Annotated in this window: 14 protein-coding genes; 12 read left to right on the top strand and 2 right to left on the bottom strand. The window is 63.1% G+C overall.

Going from position 1 to position 19,690, the window contains the following annotated elements:
* Positions 1 to 33: 33 nt before the first annotated feature.
* The gene (locus ACZ5B4_RS11050; protein WP_464911287.1) at positions 34 to 993 is read right to left on the bottom strand and encodes a hypothetical protein; all 960 of its coding nucleotides are present in this window, start codon (positions 991 to 993) and stop codon (positions 34 to 36) included.
* 176 nt (positions 994 to 1,169) lie between these two features.
* Here ACZ5B4_RS11050 and ACZ5B4_RS11045 point away from each other — a divergent pair, with 176 nt between their 5' ends.
* Positions 1,170 to 2,729: a hypothetical protein gene (locus tag ACZ5B4_RS11045; RefSeq protein ID WP_464911286.1), complete on the top strand. Its 1,560-nt coding sequence runs from the start codon at positions 1,170 to 1,172 to the stop codon at positions 2,727 to 2,729.
* Between the two features lie 46 nt (positions 2,730 to 2,775).
* Here the strand turns inward: ACZ5B4_RS11045 and ACZ5B4_RS11040 are convergent, their stop codons facing one another.
* Positions 2,776 to 5,388, bottom strand: coding sequence for an efflux RND transporter permease subunit (locus ACZ5B4_RS11040; protein ID WP_464911285.1), 2,613 nt, complete (start codon positions 5,386 to 5,388; stop codon positions 2,776 to 2,778).
* Between the two features lie 692 nt (positions 5,389 to 6,080).
* Between ACZ5B4_RS11040 and ACZ5B4_RS11035 the strand changes: the two genes are divergently transcribed.
* The 11 genes from ACZ5B4_RS11035 to ACZ5B4_RS10985 all read left to right on the top strand — a co-directional run bounded on the left by ACZ5B4_RS11035 (position 6,081) and on the right by ACZ5B4_RS10985 (position 19,643).
* On the top strand, positions 6,081 to 6,536 hold the full coding sequence (locus ACZ5B4_RS11035; RefSeq protein ID WP_464911284.1) for a hypothetical protein: 456 nt from the start codon (positions 6,081 to 6,083) through the stop codon (positions 6,534 to 6,536).
* Positions 6,537 to 6,703: 167 nt separating this feature from the next.
* Entirely contained in the window at positions 6,704 to 7,057 is a 354-nt protein-coding gene (gene panD / locus ACZ5B4_RS11030; RefSeq protein WP_464911283.1) for an aspartate 1-decarboxylase, read from the top strand.
* 265 nt (positions 7,058 to 7,322) lie between these two features.
* The gene (locus ACZ5B4_RS11025) at positions 7,323 to 8,324 is read left to right on the top strand and encodes an aldo/keto reductase (protein ID WP_464911282.1); all 1,002 of its coding nucleotides are present in this window, start codon (positions 7,323 to 7,325) and stop codon (positions 8,322 to 8,324) included.
* A gap of 226 nt (positions 8,325 to 8,550) precedes the next feature.
* Entirely contained in the window at positions 8,551 to 9,420 is an 870-nt protein-coding gene (locus ACZ5B4_RS11020) for an aldo/keto reductase (protein ID WP_464911281.1), read from the top strand.
* Positions 9,421 to 10,054: 634 nt separating this feature from the next.
* Positions 10,055 to 10,711, top strand: a complete 657-nt coding sequence (locus ACZ5B4_RS11015; RefSeq protein ID WP_464911280.1) for a cytochrome c3 family protein — start codon at positions 10,055 to 10,057, stop codon at positions 10,709 to 10,711.
* Positions 10,699 to 13,845 carry a TAT-variant-translocated molybdopterin oxidoreductase gene (locus tag ACZ5B4_RS11010; RefSeq protein ID WP_464911279.1) on the top strand — a complete coding sequence of 1,049 codons (3,147 nt, stop codon included), beginning with the start codon at positions 10,699 to 10,701 and terminating at the stop codon, positions 13,843 to 13,845. The genes ACZ5B4_RS11015 and ACZ5B4_RS11010 overlap by 13 nt, the downstream gene beginning before the upstream one ends.
* 99 nt (positions 13,846 to 13,944) lie before the next feature.
* Entirely contained in the window at positions 13,945 to 15,405 is a 1,461-nt protein-coding gene (nrfD, locus tag ACZ5B4_RS11005) for an NrfD/PsrC family molybdoenzyme membrane anchor subunit (protein ID WP_464911278.1), read from the top strand.
* 89 nt (positions 15,406 to 15,494) lie between these two features.
* Entirely contained in the window at positions 15,495 to 16,886 is a 1,392-nt protein-coding gene (locus ACZ5B4_RS11000) for a quinol:electron acceptor oxidoreductase subunit ActD (RefSeq protein WP_464911277.1), read from the top strand.
* A 20-nt stretch (positions 16,887 to 16,906) separates the two neighbouring features.
* Complete coding sequence (locus ACZ5B4_RS10995) at positions 16,907 to 18,154, top strand: quinol:cytochrome C oxidoreductase (protein ID WP_464911276.1); 1,248 nt, start codon at positions 16,907 to 16,909, stop codon at positions 18,152 to 18,154.
* A 65-nt stretch (positions 18,155 to 18,219) separates the two neighbouring features.
* A complete protein-coding gene (locus ACZ5B4_RS10990) occupies positions 18,220 to 18,657 on the top strand; it encodes a hypothetical protein (RefSeq protein WP_464911275.1) in 438 nt (145 codons plus the stop codon).
* A gap of 104 nt (positions 18,658 to 18,761) precedes the next feature.
* Entirely contained in the window at positions 18,762 to 19,643 is an 882-nt protein-coding gene (locus ACZ5B4_RS10985; RefSeq protein ID WP_464911274.1) for an SCO family protein, read from the top strand.
* The last annotated feature ends 47 nt before the right edge of the window (positions 19,644 to 19,690 follow it).

The raw sequence follows: 19,690 nt of genomic DNA, 5'->3' as shown, positions 1-19,690 counted from the left end.
GGAGAGGGGAGCCTCCCGGCGCAAGCGCCGGCGTCACGGATCCCAATGCTCCAATTCGTCCATCCAGCGATCCATGTCGGATGTGTTCGAAGGGGGCTGAGAAGATCGCTCCGCGTCGGGTGGCCCCGAGGGTAGGCCGCTGCGGCCGTTCGTCGCGTCCGAACCGGCATCCGCCAAATAGCGCCGTCGCTCCGCTTCCGCTTGCTCCTTGATGGAATCCGCCCCCGGCGAGGCGGGACGTTGCCCGGGCGGCGAGAGCGAGATGAGGCCGGGTGCACCGTTCTTTCCGTTGCCGTCGGCCCCCGCGATGATCGGATCCGTGTACAAGGGAAAGACGATCGCGCCCTCCGGGCAGACCCGAGCACAGGCCGGGCAGCCGGGACGGCACGCCTCCGGTTGGGCGACGAAGATCCGATTCGATGCGTCCAGGTCGAATACGCCGAATAGGCAGAAGTTCAGGCACTCGTAGCATTGCGTGCAGTGGTCGGGATCGATCACCGGGTACCAACGCGGCCGAACCTCTTCCTCGACGGATCGCCACGGCCGGCCGGTCGGGCCGCCGAGGGAGGCGGCGGAAACCGTCGCCGAGCGGCGCGTACGCAGGAACGCGGAGACTTTCTCGACCAGCTCGTCCACGATCCAATATTCGCGGTAGTCGAGGTACCAGGCGATCCGGGAACCGGACGCAGCAACGGTGGGTTCGCCTGCCGTTTCACGGTCGGCATGACCGCCCAATTGCACGTCCACGCCGTTGGCCCGCAACACCAGGTGCGCAGCGCGAGGATAGAGCGGCGCCAAGATCAACAAGTCGCCCGGCAATTCCCGGAGAAACTGGAAAACCGGTCCTTGCGGGTCGGCATCATACAGATGGGATACCACCGTGAAGGGAATCTCCTCGCCGACGGCCGCCGCGATTTTCTCCGCCATCCCGCGAAAGGCAGGCTCGGGAATACCGCTGCGCGGACGACTCAATACGACGCTGATGGCGGACATGGGACGCGAATCCTCACGAGAGGACATTGATTTCCGACGGCGGCGGAATCACAGTAACAACGATCAGTATAAAGTCTTTTACGTCGGGCGGCGACACCGCGGCGCCGGCGGCACGGGACGAGCAAGGGGCGCGGCCGCCGAAAACGGCGGGCGGAAAGCACGAAGAGGGACCCGACATGCAATGGCTCAGGGAAGCCTATCGTTTGTTCAGCTTCCTGGATGCGGTGTATTTTGCCGGCAACTTTCTGATGCGCCGCAGTTTGCGGTACACGCTGGCGACGATGATGGTCTCCGCGGCCGGCTATTTGGGCAACTTGATCCCCGGGGTGCGAACGTACGACGCCCGCGTCGTCCTATTACTGCCGCTTTGCGTCGGGCTTTCCATGCTGGGGCTGGGGCTGACCTTGCGGCTGGTGCCGCTGCTCTTCAAATCGCGGCTGACGAGCGTGGCTCAGGCGGCCGATCTCGATCTCATGGAAAACTACCGCAAATGGAATCAGGGAGCGCACTTGGCTGCGCTGTGGGATCACGTCTTCCGCCACGAATGGGCCTTGGGCAGCCATGCCTGCCGCGTTCGGGAACACGCGGAAGAGTGCCCGGAATCGCTCAACGGCGAGGAAGGGCTTCCTCAGGATGCGGCCGAGCGCAATCGTGAGCTGTTCCTCAGGCGTTGCCGTTTCGCCCTGGACCGACCGCAACCGGAACCCCGGCAGCGCTACTACCTGGGTGTCGATCTGCGATCGCTGGAAGACTGGTACAACGGCGGCTACTTCGATCCCGACGATCAGAAGTTGAGCGAACAATACGCCGCCTCGATCACGCTCCAAGCCATTCGGGAAGAGCTGGGCTGGGGAGTGGGACGCTCGCTCCGCGATCTGCCGCTGCAACTGTCGGCCAAGCTGTGGTTCCGGCTTGTGACCCAGGCCGTTAGTCTGCGGTTGGGGGAATCGGTGCTGCTCCTCAATCGCCGCTTTGATACCGATTATTTCAACGTCCAGGCCCTCCTTTGGCCGGGAGAGGAGGACGAAGCGTGGGTGGCGCAATTCGGACCGGACGCGAGATCCGCCCTGCTGGCTCAGCGTCGCCGCGTCCTGGAACGCGTGTTCGGGAATCCTGCGCAAGGACGGCGGATGCTCGACCGCTTTCTGCTTCCCCGATTCTTGTTGGCGAGTGCCTTGCGGGCGGCCTACGACCCGGAGTACCTGGACGGTAGTCTCGGGTATGACCTCTGGTCGGATCTCCGCTGGGCGGGAGCGTCGACGTGGCGGGCGGAGGAGTTTCGCCGCTTGACGCGCCGCGCATTGCGGAATCGCGAACTGCTCTCCTCGTGCCCCGCCGCTCGCGCCGCGTTGCCGGACGCGACGCGGAACGGGAGCGAAAGCGAGGCCGAGGTCTTGCGCGCACTACGCATCGCCGTCCACGCCTCCCCGGAATTGGAGCGGCTTCTGGCGAAAAGCCGGAACGGTTCGGAACGGGCCCGGAAACGGGCCGAGGCCGCATTGGCGGAAGCGTTTCGGCGGATTCGGCGAGAGTGTTGCCGCTACTCGGGACGTCTGATCGCGCTTCGCGTGCATCACGAATTGACGCGCATCCAACGGCAGGAATACCTCCAACTGCTGGAGACGCTGTTCGATTCCTGCCGCGGGATCGAGACGAGCCGCGGATCGATTTCGTCGGAGCGCGCGGGGCGAGGCGGGCGCGGAGAAGCGGATGCCGCCTCGTGGTTGGAATTATGAACCTCCGGCTCGGCGGCGGATCGGTCCGGCAGGGGAACCGTCGACCCTAGCGGGGACGGCGAGGCCGGCCGTTCTTGCCTTTGCGGTGCGGGGCATCGGAACGGAGCAGCCGCCCCGGGTGCCGCGCCGACACGACCGACTTCAAATGGGGTCCGGCATGGCCCTCCACGGCCGCTCCCACCGGCACTTCGTCGTGGAGCACGTCGTCGAGAATGATGTCGCGGATCGGCGGAAGGTCGCGTACCGTCTCCGAAACTTCCGCCGTATCCAGGTGCGGTCCCGGCGGCATCGAGCGCTCCGTGTCGCCGCGTTCCTTGGCACGCTTTTTCTCCGCCACCTTGGCGCCGCTCCGCCAGAAGAAGTTGGAGAGCGGGCTGGCCAAAAAAGCCGGCAGAAGGACCAAGTTGCTGAAGGACGAGACGGTCAACATGAAGAACATCAGGTAGCCGAATCGCTGGGTGGGGACGAACGAGCTGAGCGCGAAGGCGGACAGCCCCAAGCCGATGACTCCCCAGCTTTGGTAGATCGCCTGAGCGCAGTCTTGATAGGCGAACATGATGGACTGCCGGCGATTCATGCCGCGTTCTTGCCCGTGTCGGCACCAGAGCATGAAATGGATGGCGTCATCGACGGTCACGCCCAGGGCCACGGCCGGCGTCATCACGGTTCCCACGTCCACGACCACGCCCAACCAGCCCATCGCGCCGAAGACCACGGCGATGGGGAAGACGCTGGAGAATCCCAGCAGCAAGCCCGACGACCAATCGCGCATCAACAGCATCATCGCCACGGCGATGAGCACGAGGTCGCCGGCGAAACCGGTGAGCAGGCCGTTGAGCAGCGAATGCTGGGCTTTGTACACCAACGGCACCAGGCCGGTGTATTCCGCTCGCAACCCTTCCGCGCCCTGCGCCCGGTGCCGGGCCAAGATCGGCTCGACCGCGCGGCGAATGTCCGCCACGAAGTCGCCGTAATCCAGATCGGTCAGGGCTTTGACCCGGGCGCTGATGCGCCACAGCTCCTCATTGCCCTCCGTCTGCCAGTAGTCCTTCAGTTGATCGCGATGCCGCTGGAGTTGCACGATCCAGGTCCGTCGTTCGACCATTCCCGGCCGACTGGGGATCTTTCGTACGAAGGTCGGCACCGCTACCGCGCTGCCCACGTCCGGCAAGCGATCGACCGCCTCTTGGATCGCGCGGACGAGCCGCATCTGCTCCAGGAGGTCCAGTTGGCATCGTTCCTTGTCGATGCGAAGCACGATCTCCATGGGGACGAGCGGTCCGAGCTTTTCCTCCAGCCAGGCATAATCCTGGATAATGTCGGCTTCCGGCGAAAACAGCTTCATGAGCTTGACGGAAGTCCGAATGTTCGTAGCCCCGTACGCGCCCAGGGCCATGAGCAGGAGGCAACCTGCGATCACCCAGCCGTGGCGGCTCAGAATCCAATTGCCGACGTATTTCCAACCGCTCCACCGACCGGGGTCGAAGAAGGACGACTTCCGCGGTTTGACGAGCGAACGGATGGGGAACTCTTGCAGCAGGGAGGGCATGTAAAGGCAGAGGAAGATGAAGCTCAGCACCACTCCCACCGCCGAGAAGACGCCGAATTGCTTGACGGGCACCAGTTCGCTGACGGAGAGCGAGGCCAAACCGAAGGCCGTGGTCCCGGTAGCGAGGAAAAGGGGCAACCAAGCCCCGCGGACCGCTCCGTCGGGTGCACCGACGGCGGGATCGGCCAATCCGGCCGCCACGTGATTCCGCAAGGTATCGCGGTAATAGTTGGCCATGTGAATGGCCCCGGACACCGCCGCGACATAGACGAGGGCGGGCATGGTCAGCAAAATCGCGTTCATGTCGTTGCCGCTGAGCCACACCGCCACCATGCTCAGGCCGGCGCTGAAGATGCCGGTCGTGAACACCATGGCCGTCAGCAGCCAGCTCCGCAGGCACCACCAAGACACGACCAATCCGACCACGCCGCAAACGACGGCCAGCCGAACCAGAGACCGCTGTCCCTCGACGTCGATGGCGACGTTGTCGACGGGCGGACCTCCCAGGTGCAAATCCGCCGGCTTGATGTCGCAGACTTGCAGCGCCGTTTCGTGGATGTGGTCGATCACGGCGTGCATGAACTTCCTGGTGGGATTGCCTTTGAAGGAGCGGTCCCAGATTTCCTCGGCCCGGGGGTCGATCGTCATCACCAAGCAGGTTTGACGGCCGTCCATCCCCACCAAAAAACCGCGGAGTCGATCGATCGCCTGCTCGCGCGTCAACCCTTGCTCGTCTTGCAGTTGACGCACCACATCCGCCCCGCTGATGACGCTTTTAAAAAAGCGGTGGGGATCTTCGGCAGGAGCGTCGGGCGACGGCCGCAGACGCCGTGCCAAGAGCTCCAGCTTCGGGCTGTCCAGCGTGCAGCCCTCCCAACTGGCCAGGATGAACAGGTCGCTTTCGAATCGTTGGCGGTACCACTCGAAGGTGGTAGTTTCCTCGTACTCGGCGGGTAACCACGACTTGACGTCGTTTTTGTTACTCATCAAGCTGCGTTCCGTGCCCAGGTACATGAAGGGGGCAAGGAACGCGACGACGCAGAGGATGGCGAGGCCGTATCGGGCAAAGAAACCGGGCTTTGCCGAGTCAGCGGAGCGAAAATCCGACATCGAATATGACACCTTGGCCTGTCGTTCCGTTCGGACCTCGTGTCCTCACGAATGATGCTGATAGGCGCGTTTTCGAGACCGGGACTCCCTTCCGCGGATCGAAAAGATTTAGGCTTAAAACGCCCCCTTCATCCCCTCCTTAGAAGCCTTTCCTGCGTCGCTCGCGGATCAACACCGACTTTGTCACCACGGAGCGAGGATGTCTACGGAAACGGGTAACCCGCGAGGGGCGTTTTCCCGATCGTTGCGATGCGACCTTTTCGGCAAATCGCCGAAGCGTACGGTTGCGTCTTTAGTTCCTTCGGCTGCCCAATGTCGGAAAGTGCGGCATCGCGGTTGCGGGCGGTATTTTCCGCAATCCCGGAAAAGCGCAAGTCACGGCTCGTTCGTTGACACAGCGAGGCATCCGGTGTGTCGACGGCGGGCGATGGTTGGGGCGGTGGGGACGCCGGATTCCGGCCGCCGCTCCAGCTCACGGCGAATCAGCTCTTTCTCACAATTCTAATCACGAATTTCGTGGTAAGTAACGTTACGATTAAGAATCTTTTATTGGACCAGACCGAGAACGCGATGTCACCCCCCAAAGATTGCGGCATGAAGTAGTATCAGTTCTAATGAGGAGGGGGCTGCGGCCTTTGCGAGGGGCGGCCCGGTACGGTTCCGCTGCCGGAGGGGGCTGTCCGGAGGGAGCAATGTCCTATGCGCGGACGCAGTGGGGGAAGTGGTACCTCTTGATTCCGTTTCCCGCCGTTCTGATCACGCTGGTTGACGCGATCGCGCCGGGGCCCGCCGTGCCGTGGTGGGTGTACCTGTTCGCCACGGGCGTGACGGCCGCGGTGTTTCTCACCTTTTGCTCCCTCACTATCCGCGACGAGGGAGACGCTTTGGCGGTCCGGTTCGGTCCCCTCCCGCTTTGGGGTACGAGGATCCGCTACAGCGACATCGTGTCGGCGGAACCGGCCCGGACTCGGTTTGCGGATGGATGGGGACTGCACTACAGCCTGTACAAAGGGACCATCTTGAACGTTTGGGGCTACCGGTGTGTACGGATACAGACAAAGCGGCGGGTTTATTGGATTGGGACGGACGATCCGGAGGGCCTATGCGACTGGATTCGGCAAAAAATCGCCGCTTCTTCGCAACGATAGCCCGCGCGACGACCGGGTGAGACCTTCTTGGCGGGCGGCTTTCGACCTAGAATTAGGGGTAGGCGGTTTGGCTCGGCGGTTTCATTCCCGCCGGGCCCCTCCTTGCAGCTCGCGGCGTACCGAGCTGAGAGGTTTCCCTTTTGATCTTCCGGCGAGAGGTTTCCGACGTGCAACGGTTTATGCTGAAATCGAAGATCCATCGGGCCGTCTTGACGGGCACCGAGTTGGATTACGAAGGCAGCATCGCCATCGACCGGCTGCTGATGGAAGCCGCCGATCTATTGCCGGGAGAGCAGGTCCACGTGCTGAACATCAACAATGGGAACCGCATGGTGACCTACGTCATCGAGGCCCCGGCCGGTTCCGGCACGATCATGCTGAATGGGGCCGCCGCTCGACTGGGCTGCAAGGGCGATCTCGTCATTATTCTCTCGTATGCCTCGATGTCGGACGACGAAGCCCGGTCCTATCGACCGAAAGTCGTCAAGGTGGACGCGCAAAATCGTCTCCGTTCGAAATGACCCGGCGGCCGATCTGCCGGGACGCGAGCATCAGACATCAGTTCGGGTTGGAAGTTTCGGACGGCGTGCGGGGAACGAGAATGTCTCCGCAAGGATCGGCCTCGCCCGCCGACTTCCCCCGGCGGCTCCCTGTGCGATGCGAGGCGACGCTCCCGGCTCATGTGGTGACGAGGGGGGACGGGCTGTAAAATGCACAAGCACCGGCCGGCGGCGTCCGCCGGCGAAGGGGGTGTACGCATCTCGACGACATAGGGGGTGTTTCGGCATGGATACGCGATTCTTGGGAAACACCGGTCTGCGGGTTTCCAAGCTGTGCTTGGGCACGATGACCTTCGGTAAGAACCAGTTCGGCTTCGGCGACCTCGACTTGCCGGCCGTGAAGGAGCTGGTCTTCGCCTCGCTCGATGCCGGCGTCAACTTCATCGATACGGCGGACATCTACGCCTTCGGCGAATCGGAAGACCTCCTCGGCCAGGCCTTGCAAGGGGTGAGGAAGGACGTCGTCGTGGCTACCAAGGTCCGCTTTCGGATGAGCGACAAACCGAACGAGATCGGGGCCTCGCGGCATCATATCCTCAATTCCGTGGACGCCAGTTTGCGACGCCTCCGCACCGATTACATCGACCTGTACCAAATCCACATCTGGGATCCGGTCACGCCGTTGGAGGAGACGTTGCGGACGCTGGACGATTTGGTTCGCTCGGGCAAGGTCCGCTATATCGGGGCCTCCAACTTCGCGGCCTGGCAGTTGATGAAGGCCCTTTGGGTTTCCGACAAGCACGGTTGGGCCCGCTTCGAGTCCTTGCAACCGCTCTATAATCTTGCCTTTCGCGATCTGGAAACGGAGCTGGTCCCGCTGTGCCTGGACCAGAAGCTGGCGATTTTGCCTTGGAGTCCCTTGGCCTTCGGCTACCTGTCGGGCAAGTACGACCGCAACAAGCGGCCGGCAAGCTCGCGAATCGACGGTCCGCTGGCTCAATTCCTACCCGCCGATTGGGAGCGGATCTACCGAATCGTCGATGTCTTGAAGGAGATTGCGTCCGGCCACGGCGTGACGCCCGCCGCGATCGCCTTGGCCTGGTTACTGCACAAGCCGGGCGTGACGTCGGTGATTTTGGGGGTTCGCACGATGGAGCAACTGCGGCAGAATCTGGCCGCGGCCGATGTCAAGCTATCCGCGGAAGAAATGGCGAAGCTCGACGCCGTTAGCGCCACGCCCATCCCGTACCCGCAGTGGATGATTCAACAATACGGAGCCGACCGCTAGCATTCGCGGCGGACAAGGGGTGACCGCCCAGTGCGCCCGCCGCTTGCGGCTGGCGACGAAGCACGAGGGCCGTTTGGGGAGAATAAGCTGTCTGGCCCGAGTTGCGCCATGCCGGCAAAAAACGAGTGTTTTTTTGCCAGGCACGGCGATACAATCGAAAACAAACCTTGGGGTATCGGTAGGCGGAATTCCGACCAGAATCGATTTCCTTTCGACGGAGGTTGTTATGAGCTTCGTATCCCGGCGATCTTTCTTGGCAGGGGCGGCTGCGAGCGGTCTGGCCGCCTTGGGATTGCGGGCAAGCGCGTGGGCGGATCCGCACCAGCCCGCCCTGAAAAGCGGAACCGAAATGGTGACGCTCGGACGTACCGGCATCAAAACCTCCGTGCTCGGCATCGGTACCGGCACCGTGGGCGGCCGCGAACAACGCAACATGGGGACGGACGGCTTCACCAAGATGGTCCGGGAGGCCCTGGATCGCGGCGTCCATTACATCGACACCGCGGACAATTACCACACCCACGTTTTTGTGCAGATCGCCCTTCAAGGCGTGCCGCGCGACAAGTACTTCATTCAGACCAAGACCCGGGCGCAAACCGCTGAAGTCGCTCGGGCGGACATCGAGCGGTTCCGCCGCGAACTGCGCGTGGACTACCTCGATACCGTTTTAATGCACTGCATGACGACGGGGGATTGGCCCACGAAGATGCGCCCGGTGATGGACGTGCTTTACGAAGAAAAGCAAAAAGGCCGAATCAAGGCGATCGGCGTTTCGTGCCACGGCTGGGATCCTTTGGCCGCCTCGGTCGAGACCGATTGGTGCGACGTGCAGCTCGTAAGGATCAACCCCTTCGGTCTGAAGATGGACGGCAGTCCCGAGGACGTGGCCGCCGCCGTGAAGAAGATGCACGACGCAGGCCGCGGCATCATCGGGATGAAAATCTACGGCGAGAACGGCCTCGAATCCCGAGAACAGCGATTCCAGTCCCTCAAGTGGGTGCTGGGGCTGGGTTGCGTGGACTGCTTCACGATTGGATTCAGCAAGATCGAGCAGATCGACGAGACCCTGCAAATGATCGCCGAGGCTTTGGCATAGCGACTCGACCGCCGGCTTGCGCCGGTGTCTGCCGGGAGCGTGCCGTAAGAGCGTGCGGTAAGACGAGCGGGCGCGAGGCTCCAGCCCCGGCCCGAAGTGAACGAGGGATGTTGCGTCGCCGCGGCACCTCCGCGCAACTTTCCAAAATGTCCATGCGATTCCCATTGGCCCGGTGGGGAACGTCGCGGTTCCCGGCCGGGCGTTTTTTCGGGCATTTTTCGCCGGGCATGTTCAGAGTCAAATCGCAGCGCCCCGCGCGGCGAGGACGAGCGACGGCGGAATTTTGGAAACCGTTTATCGCCGTACCGGCGGAAGCCGATCCAGCGGGCTGAGAGGGCGGGCAGGGGGAGCCGTCGGTTTCGCCGGATCGAAGTCGCAGTCGTCCGCCCCCTACAATTGCAAAAAGTTAACGACAGGCGATAATGACACTTTACTCGGCTGGGCGGGGGAAGCGGGAACAGCCGGCGGATGGGACGGAGCCGAACCGGTGCCGTCGCGGGCGGGTATATCTCGGACTGCGATACCCGTCGCAGCAAGGTCCGCCGTTGCACGCCGCCTGTGGCCCTTTTCTGCCGAGCCGGATTTCGACGGAAGCATAGCGAAGCCTTAAACCGAATCGTTTTCGACTTGAGATATGCCCAAACCGATCTTGCCACCGTGGGTCGATCAGGCTCGCCCGATCTTCGGCGCGGTCTTATTGCTGACGCCGATCTATGTGTTAGGCGTGGCTTGGTTCGCGGCGGACCCTCAAACCATCGACATCGGTTATGCGCCCGCCCAGCCGGTCCCGTTTTCTCACGCCTTGCACGCCGGCGAACTGGGGCTGGATTGCCGTTACTGCCACACCACGGTGGAAAAAGCGGCGCATGCGGCCGTCCCCTCGACTGAAATCTGCATGAATTGCCACAACGCGATCGCGGCCGAGAGCCCCAAACTGGCGGCCGTGCGAGACAGTTATGCGAGCGGCAAGCCGGTCCCTTGGGTCCGCGTCCATGACTTGCCGGACTTCGTGTACTTCGACCACAGCGCCCATGTCAACCGAGGCGTCAGTTGCGTGGAATGTCATGATCGGGTCGATCGCATGGAACGCGTGTTCCAGTCCAAGACGCTCCGCATGGGCTGGTGTTTAGAGTGCCATCGCAACCCCGATCCGCACCTCCGTCCGCAAGATCAAATCACCAACTTGGGCTGGCAGGCCGAATCGCCCGAGGAACAGCTTCGCATCGGTCAAGAGATTCGTCGCCGGAACAACATTCAACCGTCCACCGATTGCTCGACATGTCACCGTTAGACCCGATTTCTTCTCCAGATCACGGCCCATCCGCGCGTCGCAGTCCCTACTGGCGGACCTTGGAAGAGTTGGCCGACACGCCGCAGTTTCGCGAGATGCTGGCGAAGGAGTTTCCCCACGGCATCGAGCTGAAGGGGGTGCACCGTCGCCGCTGGTTGCAATTGATGGGGGCATCGCTGGCCCTGGCAGGTCTCGGCGGTTGCCGCTGGGAAAAGGAGGAGATCGCCCCCTTCGTGCACCGTCCTGTCGGTCGCGTCCCGGGCAAGGCGGAACACTACGCCACCGCCATGGACTTGGCGGGAACTCCCATCGGCTTGGTGGCCACATGCGTGGACGGTCGGCCGATCAAGCTGGAAGGCAATCCCGGTCACCCGATGAGTTTGGGGGGAACCGACGTCTTCGCCCAGGCGGCGGTGCTGGAACTGTACGATCCGGATCGTGGGCAAGATGTCGTACGGCGCGAAGGCAAGAAGCGGGAAATCGCATCGTGGGACGCCTTCCGCGAGGCCTTGGCCCGGATCTTGCAGTCCGCGCCGGAAGGGCGAGGGTTGGCGATCCTTGCCGAGGCGAGCTGCTCGCCTACGTTGGCGCGGCTGCGGCGCGCGATCAGCGCCCGCCTACCGGGTATTTCGTGGTTCGAATACGAACCGTGGAGCGACGATAACGCCCGGTTGGGGACCGCTTCCGCTTTCGGGCGGCCGTTGCAGCCGTTTTATCGGTTGGATCAGGCTCGCGTCATCCTTTCGTTGGACGCCGACTTGTTCGGCGGGATGCCGGGGTCCGTCCGCTGGACCCGCGATTTCGCCGCGACGCGGGACGGCAGCCCGGATCGCATGAGTCGGTTGTACGTGGTGGAGTCGGGCCACACGACTACCGGCGCGTCGGCCGATCACCGTTTGCCGCTCTCTCCGCGGCGGGTCGTGCTGTTCGCAATGGCGCTGGAGGCGGCCGTGAAACGCCTCGCCGCGGGAGAGACGCTCTCGCAATTAGTCGAGGCCGAATCCGACGGGAATTCCGGGAAGGCCGATCCGGTCAGGTTTCTGGCCGTGGCGGCGATGGATCTTTGGGCCGCCGGGTCGCGGGGGCTTGTGGCGGCCGGTCCCGCCATGCCGCCGGAGGTCCATGCCGCCGTCGCCCGGATCAATGACCTGCTTAAGAACCGCGGGACGACCTTGCTCTATTACCCGGCGCCCGACCCCGACCGGCCGACCCACGTGCAGGCCGTTACGAGTCTGACCGAGGCGATGGCGGCGGGCGAGATTCGCGGCTTGCTCATCCTGGGCGGCAATCCCGCGTTCAACGCCCCCGCCGACGTGCCCCTCGCCGAGCGGTTGCCGAAACTGGAATTCTCCGCACATCTGAGCGGTTACGAAAACGAGACGTCTCGTTTGTGCGGGTGGTACTTGCCGCAGGTCCATTTCCTCGAAAGTTGGGGCGACGTGCAGGTTTGGGACGGTACGTATTCCGTGGTGCAGCCCACCATCGCGCCGCTCCGCAACGGCAAATCCACGCTGGAAATTCTCGCCATGCTCGGCGACCTGGGAGGCTCGCCGGAACAGTGGGTGCGTGAGACGTTCGCCGCACTGACGGCCGAAGAGGGCGAGGACGCCGAGTCGCTCTGGGCGGCGACGTTGCAGCGAGGCTGCCACCGCCCATCCCGAGATCACGCGGTGCCCGACCTTGCGGCGGCGGCCGAAGCGAGCGGCGACGCAGTCGCGGCCTTCGAGGAATCGATTCGGACGGGAACCTCCCAGCCAGGCTCGACGGCCGACCTGACCATCGTCTTTCGTCGCGACGCCTCCGTGTACGACGGTCGATTCGCCAACAGCGGGTGGTTGCAAGAGTTCCCGGATCCCATGACGCGCTGGACGTGGGGAAATCCGCTCGTGATCGGGGTCGGAACGGCCCGCCGTTTGGGATGCGAAGACGGCCGCCTGGTGCGATTGGAGATCGACCGTCGTTCCGTGGAATTGCCGGTTTGTATCTTGCCGGGCGTACCGGACGATACGGCCGTGGTCTTCCTGGGCTACGGTCGCGAGGCGGCCGGACATGTGGGCGGCCTGGCCGATGAGGGCGTCCCGCCGGTGGGCGTCAATGTCCATCCCTTGCGCACTTCGGCCGATTGGTTCGTCCGCGAGAGCGTCCCGGTCCGTGTGCTGGGAAAGAACGTTCCGATTCCCAGCGTGCAGGACCATCACCTCATCGACACGGTGGGATTGGCCTCGCGAACGGAACGTCTGGGCGAGTTGGTCCGCGAAGTCACGTTCCAACGGCTCCATGATCCGGACGCCCATTACTCGGCCGAGCACGAGGTCCACCATCCTCCGTTGGAGTCCCTGTGGACCGAGCCGAGCCACGACGGGCACCGCTGGGGGCTGTCCGTGGATCTGTCCAAGTGCGTGGGCTGCGGGGCGTGCGTGGTGGCCTGCCAGGCCGAGAACAACATCCCCGTGGTCGGCAAGGAGCGCGTCGTCCGCGGCCGGGAGATGCATTGGATTCGCGTGGACCGCTATTTCCGCGGGGATGAAGACAATCCCCAGTCCGTCCATCAGCCGGTCATGTGCCAACAGTGCGAATTGGCCCCTTGCGAGCAGGTGTGTCCCGTGGCCGCCACGGTCCACAGCAAGGAGGGGCTGAACGATATGGTCTATAACCGTTGCGTGGGGACGCGGTATTGTGCCAACAACTGCCCCTACAAGGTGCGGCGATTCAATTACTTCTATTATCACCAGCGGGTCGAACAGCCCGATAACCGGCTCCTCCAACTGGTTTTCAATCCGGAAGTCACGGTACGCAGCCGGGGCGTGATGGAGAAGTGCACGTATTGCGTGCAGCGAATTCAAGGCGCCAAGATTGCGGCTCGAAACGAAGGTCGAGCCGTCGCCGACGGCGAGATCCGCACGGCCTGCCAGCAGGCGTGCCCGGCCCAAGCCATCGTCTTCGGTGATTTGGCGGACGAGCAGTCGGCGGTCCGTCGCGAACATGCCTCCGCGCGGGCGTACGGGATGCTGGCCGAGTTGAACGTCAAGCCGCGGACCAAGTACCTGGCCCGGGTCCGTAACCCCCATCCCCTTTTGGCGGCGGAACACGAGGCCGCGGACCGCCGCGGCGAGGGGCACGGCGGCCATGCGTGAGGTCGTGCCGGCCGGATTGGCTCCTGCGGGAGTCGGCGGCGATAAAGCGAGATCAGGGGAGTCAAGGTCGTTTAGTCGAACGCGGAACGAAACATCGCGATGAGCGCTACCACCGTCTCCTTGGAAGATAACACGTTTACCGATCCGCGGCGCCGCGCGCCCTTGGTGCTCGGATCGGCGGATTTCGCGACCGTCACGGATCGGGTGGCCGGCCTCGTGGAACGGCCGCGTCCGCCCGTGGGCTGGTATATCGGCTTCGCCGCGGCCTTCGTTTGGATGCTCGTGTTCTTCGGCCTGGTGGGATATTTGTTCCTGACGGGCGTGGGCGTGTGGGGAAACAACAGCCCGGTGTTCTGGGGCTTCCCCATCGTCAACTTCGTTTTTTGGGTGGGGATCGGTCACGCGGGCACGTTGATCTCCGCCATCCTGTTCCTTTTTCGCCAGCATTGGCGGACCAGCATCAACCGCTTCGCCGAGGCCATGACGGTCTTTGCCGTGGTCTGCGCGGGCCTGTTTCCGGCGATCCACGTCGGTCGCGTCTGGTTGGTGTACTGGCTCTTCCCGTATCCGAACCCGATGGGGATGTGGCCCAATTTCCGCAGCCCTCTGCTTTGGGACGTGTTCGCCGTCAGCACGTACGCCACGGTGTCGGTCTTGTTTTGGTACCTGGGCATGATTCCCGACTTGGCGACGCTGCGGGATCGCGCCGTGACGCCCCTCCGCCGCTTGCTGTACGGATTATTCGCGTTGGGGTGGACGGGGTCGGCGCGGCACTGGCATGTGTACGAACGGGCGTATCTTTTCTTGGCGGCTTTGGCGACCCCCTTGGTGCTGAGCGTGCACTCCGTGGTGAGTTTCGATTTCGCGGTCTCGCAGGTCCCCGGTTGGCACACGACCATCTTTCCGCCCTATTTCGTCGCCGGGGCCATCTTCAGCGGTTTTGCCATGGTGGTCACGCTGATGGTGCCGGCACGGGCCTTCTTCGGCCTCAAGGAGCTGGTCACCATTCGCCATTTGGACAACATGAACAAGATCATCCTGGCCACCGGTTGCATGGTGGGATACGCTTATGCCGTGGAGTTCTTTACGGCCTGGTACAGCGGCAGCCGCTACGAGCTGTTCGCCTTCGTCAACCGGGCCCTCGGCCCGTATGCCTGGGCCTACTGGACGATGGTCGCCTGCAACGTCGTGATTCCGCAGTTTTTGTGGTTCAAGTACTTCCGTACGACGCCTTGGGCCATGTGGATCATCGCGGTTCTGGTGAACGTGGGCATGTGGTTCGAGCGGTTTGTGATCATCATCACGTCGTTGACGCGGGATTATCTTCCCTCCAGTTGGGGCATGTTCATGCCGACCTGGGTGGATTTATGCATGTTGGCCGGGAGTTTCGGCCTGTTCTTCACCCTGTTTCTGCTGTTTTGCCGGTACTTGCCGATGGTCGCCATGGCGGAGGTGAAGGGCGTCCTGCCGCAGGCCAAGGTGCACCATCACGCGGAGCACGAAGCCTCGGCGGCTCCCGTCGGCGATGATGTCGCGACCGCCCGGGCGCACGGGGTATAAAGCTCGGCGTCTTCGAACGCCCGGCGGGGATCGACCGGAACTGAGAAGCTGAAAACGCCATCGCACAAACGACGATTTGAGCGAAGAAGATGAATCGCGAAGCCGTATCGATTTCTCCCGACGACGGTCCGCAGGAAGGCGGGCCATGGCTCGGCGCCGCCGCTCGATTTGCCGGCCCGGCGGAACTGCTGGCCGCCGCCCAACGCATGAATCAGGCCGGCTTCCGCCGTTGGGATTGTCACTCCCCCTTCCCGATTCACGGGTTGGAACGGGCGATGGGCGTGCGGCCCACGATCCTGCCCTGGCTGGTCTTCACCGCCGGATTGACCGGGGCCTTGGTCGCCCTGCTCTTGCAATGGTGGACCAACGCGGTGGCCTACCCATTCCTAATCAGCGGTAAGCCCTTGTTCAGTCTGCCGGCCAATATCCCGGTCATCTTCGAGCTGACCGTGCTCTTCGCGGCTCTGACGGCCTTTTTCGGCGCCCTGCTACTCAACGGACTGCCGCGTTTCATACAGCCCGGCACGACGGCGGCATCGTTTGCGAGCGTCACCTCGGACGGCTTCTTCGTCACCGTACAAGCCACCGATCCCTTGTTCGATCCTGCACGGACCGCGGCGTTTCTCCGCGAATTGGGGGCGGTCGAGGTCGAATTGTGTCCTCTCCCCAAGGGCGCGGCGGAGATACCTCGCGGCGTCTATTGGGCGCTGGCGGTGATCGCGGTATCGGCCTTGCTGCCGCCGCTGTTCATAGCGCGGGCACGCAATCACACCCTGGAAGCCCCCCAGGAGCAACCCCGCATCCACATCATCAAGGACATGGATTTTCAACCCAAGTTGAAAACGCAGCGGATCAGCACGTTTTTCCCGGATCGACTGGGGATGCGCCCGCCGGTCCCAGGAACGCTGCCTTTCGATCCGAATCCCGCTCCGGCGATCGATCGCGGGCGTTTTGAGACCGGGCGCGAGGGCGACCAATTCGTGACCGAGTTCCCGATTCCCGTCGATGCGGCTCTGATGCAGCGGGGGCGCGAACGCTACAACGTGTTTTGTGCCACCTGCCACGGATTGACGGGAGAGGGCGGCATGTACGAAGGCATGACGGCTCGGAGGGCACGGGCGCGGGGCGAAACGCTGTGGTTTCCCCCGGCGGCGCTCACCAGTCAATCCGTCCGCGAACAACCGGTGGGCAAAATCTTCGATACCATCACTCACGGCGTGGTGCGGGAAGGACGCCATTCCATGCCCCCCTACGCCGTGCAAATTCCGCCCCGCGATCGCTGGGCCATCATCTTGTACTTGTTGGCCCTTCAACGGGCGAGGACGCCGTCGCCCGACGATTTCGGCGCGGCCTCCCGGACGGCGGCCTCGTCCCCGACATCCGCTCCGACCTCCCCGGAGGAGGCACGTGCGGCGGAAGGCGGAACAGGGGAAAGTTCGGCGGAAAGCTCGGCTGCCCCGATGCAGGGAATCCAATCCTAGACCGGTCAGCAAAACGCGCCATGAGCAACGTCAATTCGATCGAAACGGTGCATACTTCGGTGTCGGCCGCGGCTGCGGCGGCGGAACCGCCGCAAGGGCTGAAGCCCTGGGTCGGACGATTAGGGTTTGCCGGCGTGGGTTGCCTGGCGGTTGCCTTCGCCTTGGCCTTCTTCCAGTTCCAGAACCGCGATTATTTCTTCCACGCCTATCTCACCCAGTTCGCTTGGGTCTTGAGTATCGGCTTGGGCGCCCTGTTTTTCGTGATATTGCAGCATGCGACCCGGGCGGGGTGGAGCGTGACCGTGCGGCGGTCGGCCGAGGCCGCGGCGGCCCTGCCCGTGCTCTGCGTCTTGTTTTTGCCGGTGGGCCTGCCGGTGCTGCTGGGAAGCGATGCGATGTATCCGTGGGTGAATCGCCAGACGGTCTTGCAGGATGAATTGCTGCGGCACAAGGCCCCTTATCTGAACGTGCCTTTCTTTACGGTTCGGGCGGTATTCTGCCTGGCGGCGTGGTGGTTGCTGGCCCGTTTCTATCGGCGGTCTTCGGTGCTTCAAGATGCCACCGGCGACCCCGATCTGACGCGAGCCATGGAGCGTTGGAGCGGGCCGGCCCTGCTGCTCTACGCTTTCACCGTCACCGTCGCGGCGATCGACTGGTTGATGTCGCTCACTCCCCATTGGTTCAGCACCATTTACGGCTTGTACTATTTCTCCGGAGCGATCGTCGGCGGCACGGCCTTCCTGATCCTGCTCATCCTGTTTCTCCGCGGTACGGGGCGACTCGATCCCCGTTTCGTCACCGTCGAGCACCTTCACGACCTGGGCAAGCTGCTGTTCGGCTTCGTGATCTTTTGGGGTTACATCGCCTTTTCGCAATACATGCTCATTTGGTACGCCAATATTCCCGAGGAGACCCAATATTATCTTCCTCGGCAGAGCGGCGGTTGGGTGTGGGTTTCCATCGCCTTGATCTTGGGACATCTTTTCATCCCCATGCTGGGATTGATGTCGCGTGCGGCGAAGCGAAACGTCTATAGCCTGGCCTTCTGGTCGATTTGGCTGCTGGTCTTTCACTGGCTGGATGTATATTGGATGGTCATGCCGAAGGTGAATCCGGAATTCACAGGGTTCGCTTGGATCGACGGATTGACGGCGGCGGGCGGGCTGCTGGTGTTTTCGGCGGCGGTGTTGGATCGCGCGGCCGCGGCGCCCGTCGTACCGCTTCGCGACCCGCGGCTGTCCGAGGCATTGCATTTCGAGAATACCTAAGGGCAACTCCGGGGCGGGACCAAAGCATCGCGGTCCGTCGCCCCGCACATTGAGATAGGCTCACCATGGCCGAACGAGACATCAATACTTCGAGCGTGGCGTTGATCGGCTTCATTGGGACGCTGATCGTCTTCGCCGTCATCATCTTGTTGCAAGTGATCTACTTGCGATGGGTATCGGCGAGAGAGGCCCGAGATCGGCAGGTTCCCCCCTCCGAATGGAGCCGGGTCCGCGTGGAGCAAGAGGCGCGCTTGAACGTGCCGGTCCCGCCTCAGGGGACGGAATCGGGGAGTCTGCCGATTGCCGCCGCCATGGACGCCGTGGTCAAAGATTTGCGGGCAGGTAAGCCGATTCGCGAAGTGTCCGGGCAGCCGTCGGTCACGCCCGTGCCGTCGGCCGGTTCCGCCGCGGGGGAGAAGCCGAGCGATGCGGCTCCGCCCTCGGAGCCGGTTCCGGGTTCCCAAAGTACGTCGGCGGGGACGACCTTGCCTGGGGGGAGTTGAGATTTGCCGCCCGGCCGTTTCCTACAATTCCAATAAAGGCCGGGATTCGCCCACGGCCGGGTATAAGTTGTGGCGGATGGGGATGGATCACGGGAGGTAAGCTCATGAAAGCGAAACTTCAGCACGCGCGCCGATGGTTGGCGATCGTATCGGCGGCCGGCTGCTTGGCCGCGATCATCGCCGCCGCATCGGTTCGTGCTCAGTTGGCGGAGACCGCGCCCGATCAGATGGAAGGCGTGGGCGTCGAAGAGCACCTCAACCGCCCGTTACCGCTCGATTTGGAGTTCGTGTCCGCCGAGGGGAAGAACGTTCGCTTGGGGGACTATTTTGACGGCCGACTCCCGGTCATCCTGACGCTCAACTATTCCAATTGCCCCAAATTGTGCCACCTGCAATTGAACGGATTGTTCGAAGGTTTGGAAGGATTGGATTGGCCGATGGGCGAGAAGTACCGCGTGGTCACCATCAGCATCAATCCGGACGAGACCGTGGATCGCGCGGCGGCCACCAAGGCCAAGTACGGCAAGACGTATCGCGTGCCGGGGGCGGAGAATTGGGTATTCTTGACGGGCAGCGAGCAAAACATCCGAAAAGTTTCGGATGCGGTAGGATTCTTCTATCGCTACGATCCCGTCGGCAAGCAATACGTGCACATGGCGGTGATCATGGTCTGCACGCCGGACGGCAGGGTGTCGCGCTATCTGTACGGTGTGGAGTACCCGGCCCAAACGCTCCGTCTGGCACTCCTGGAGGCCGCCGAAGGTAAGATTGGGACCACGGTGGATCGGATTTTGATGTTCTGTATGCATTTCGACCCCACACGCGGCAGTTATACGCTGGCGGCTTGGAGGCTGATGCAGCTCGGCGCGGCCTTGACCTTGGCCGTGTTCGGCGTCGTGCTGGGAGCGTGGTGGGTCCGCGATCAGCGACGGTCGCCTCCGACGGCGGAAGGGAACGTGCATAATCCGGGCCGGAGTCAGGATTGATACGTCGGGACGGCGTGGGAGACCGCCGCTCGCAAGGGACCGATATT

The sequence above is a fragment of the Thermogutta hypogea genome, from assembly GCF_055386265.1.
The sequence above is the reverse complement of the archived record's forward strand: the minus strand, read 5'-3'. Positions and strand labels throughout refer to the sequence as shown.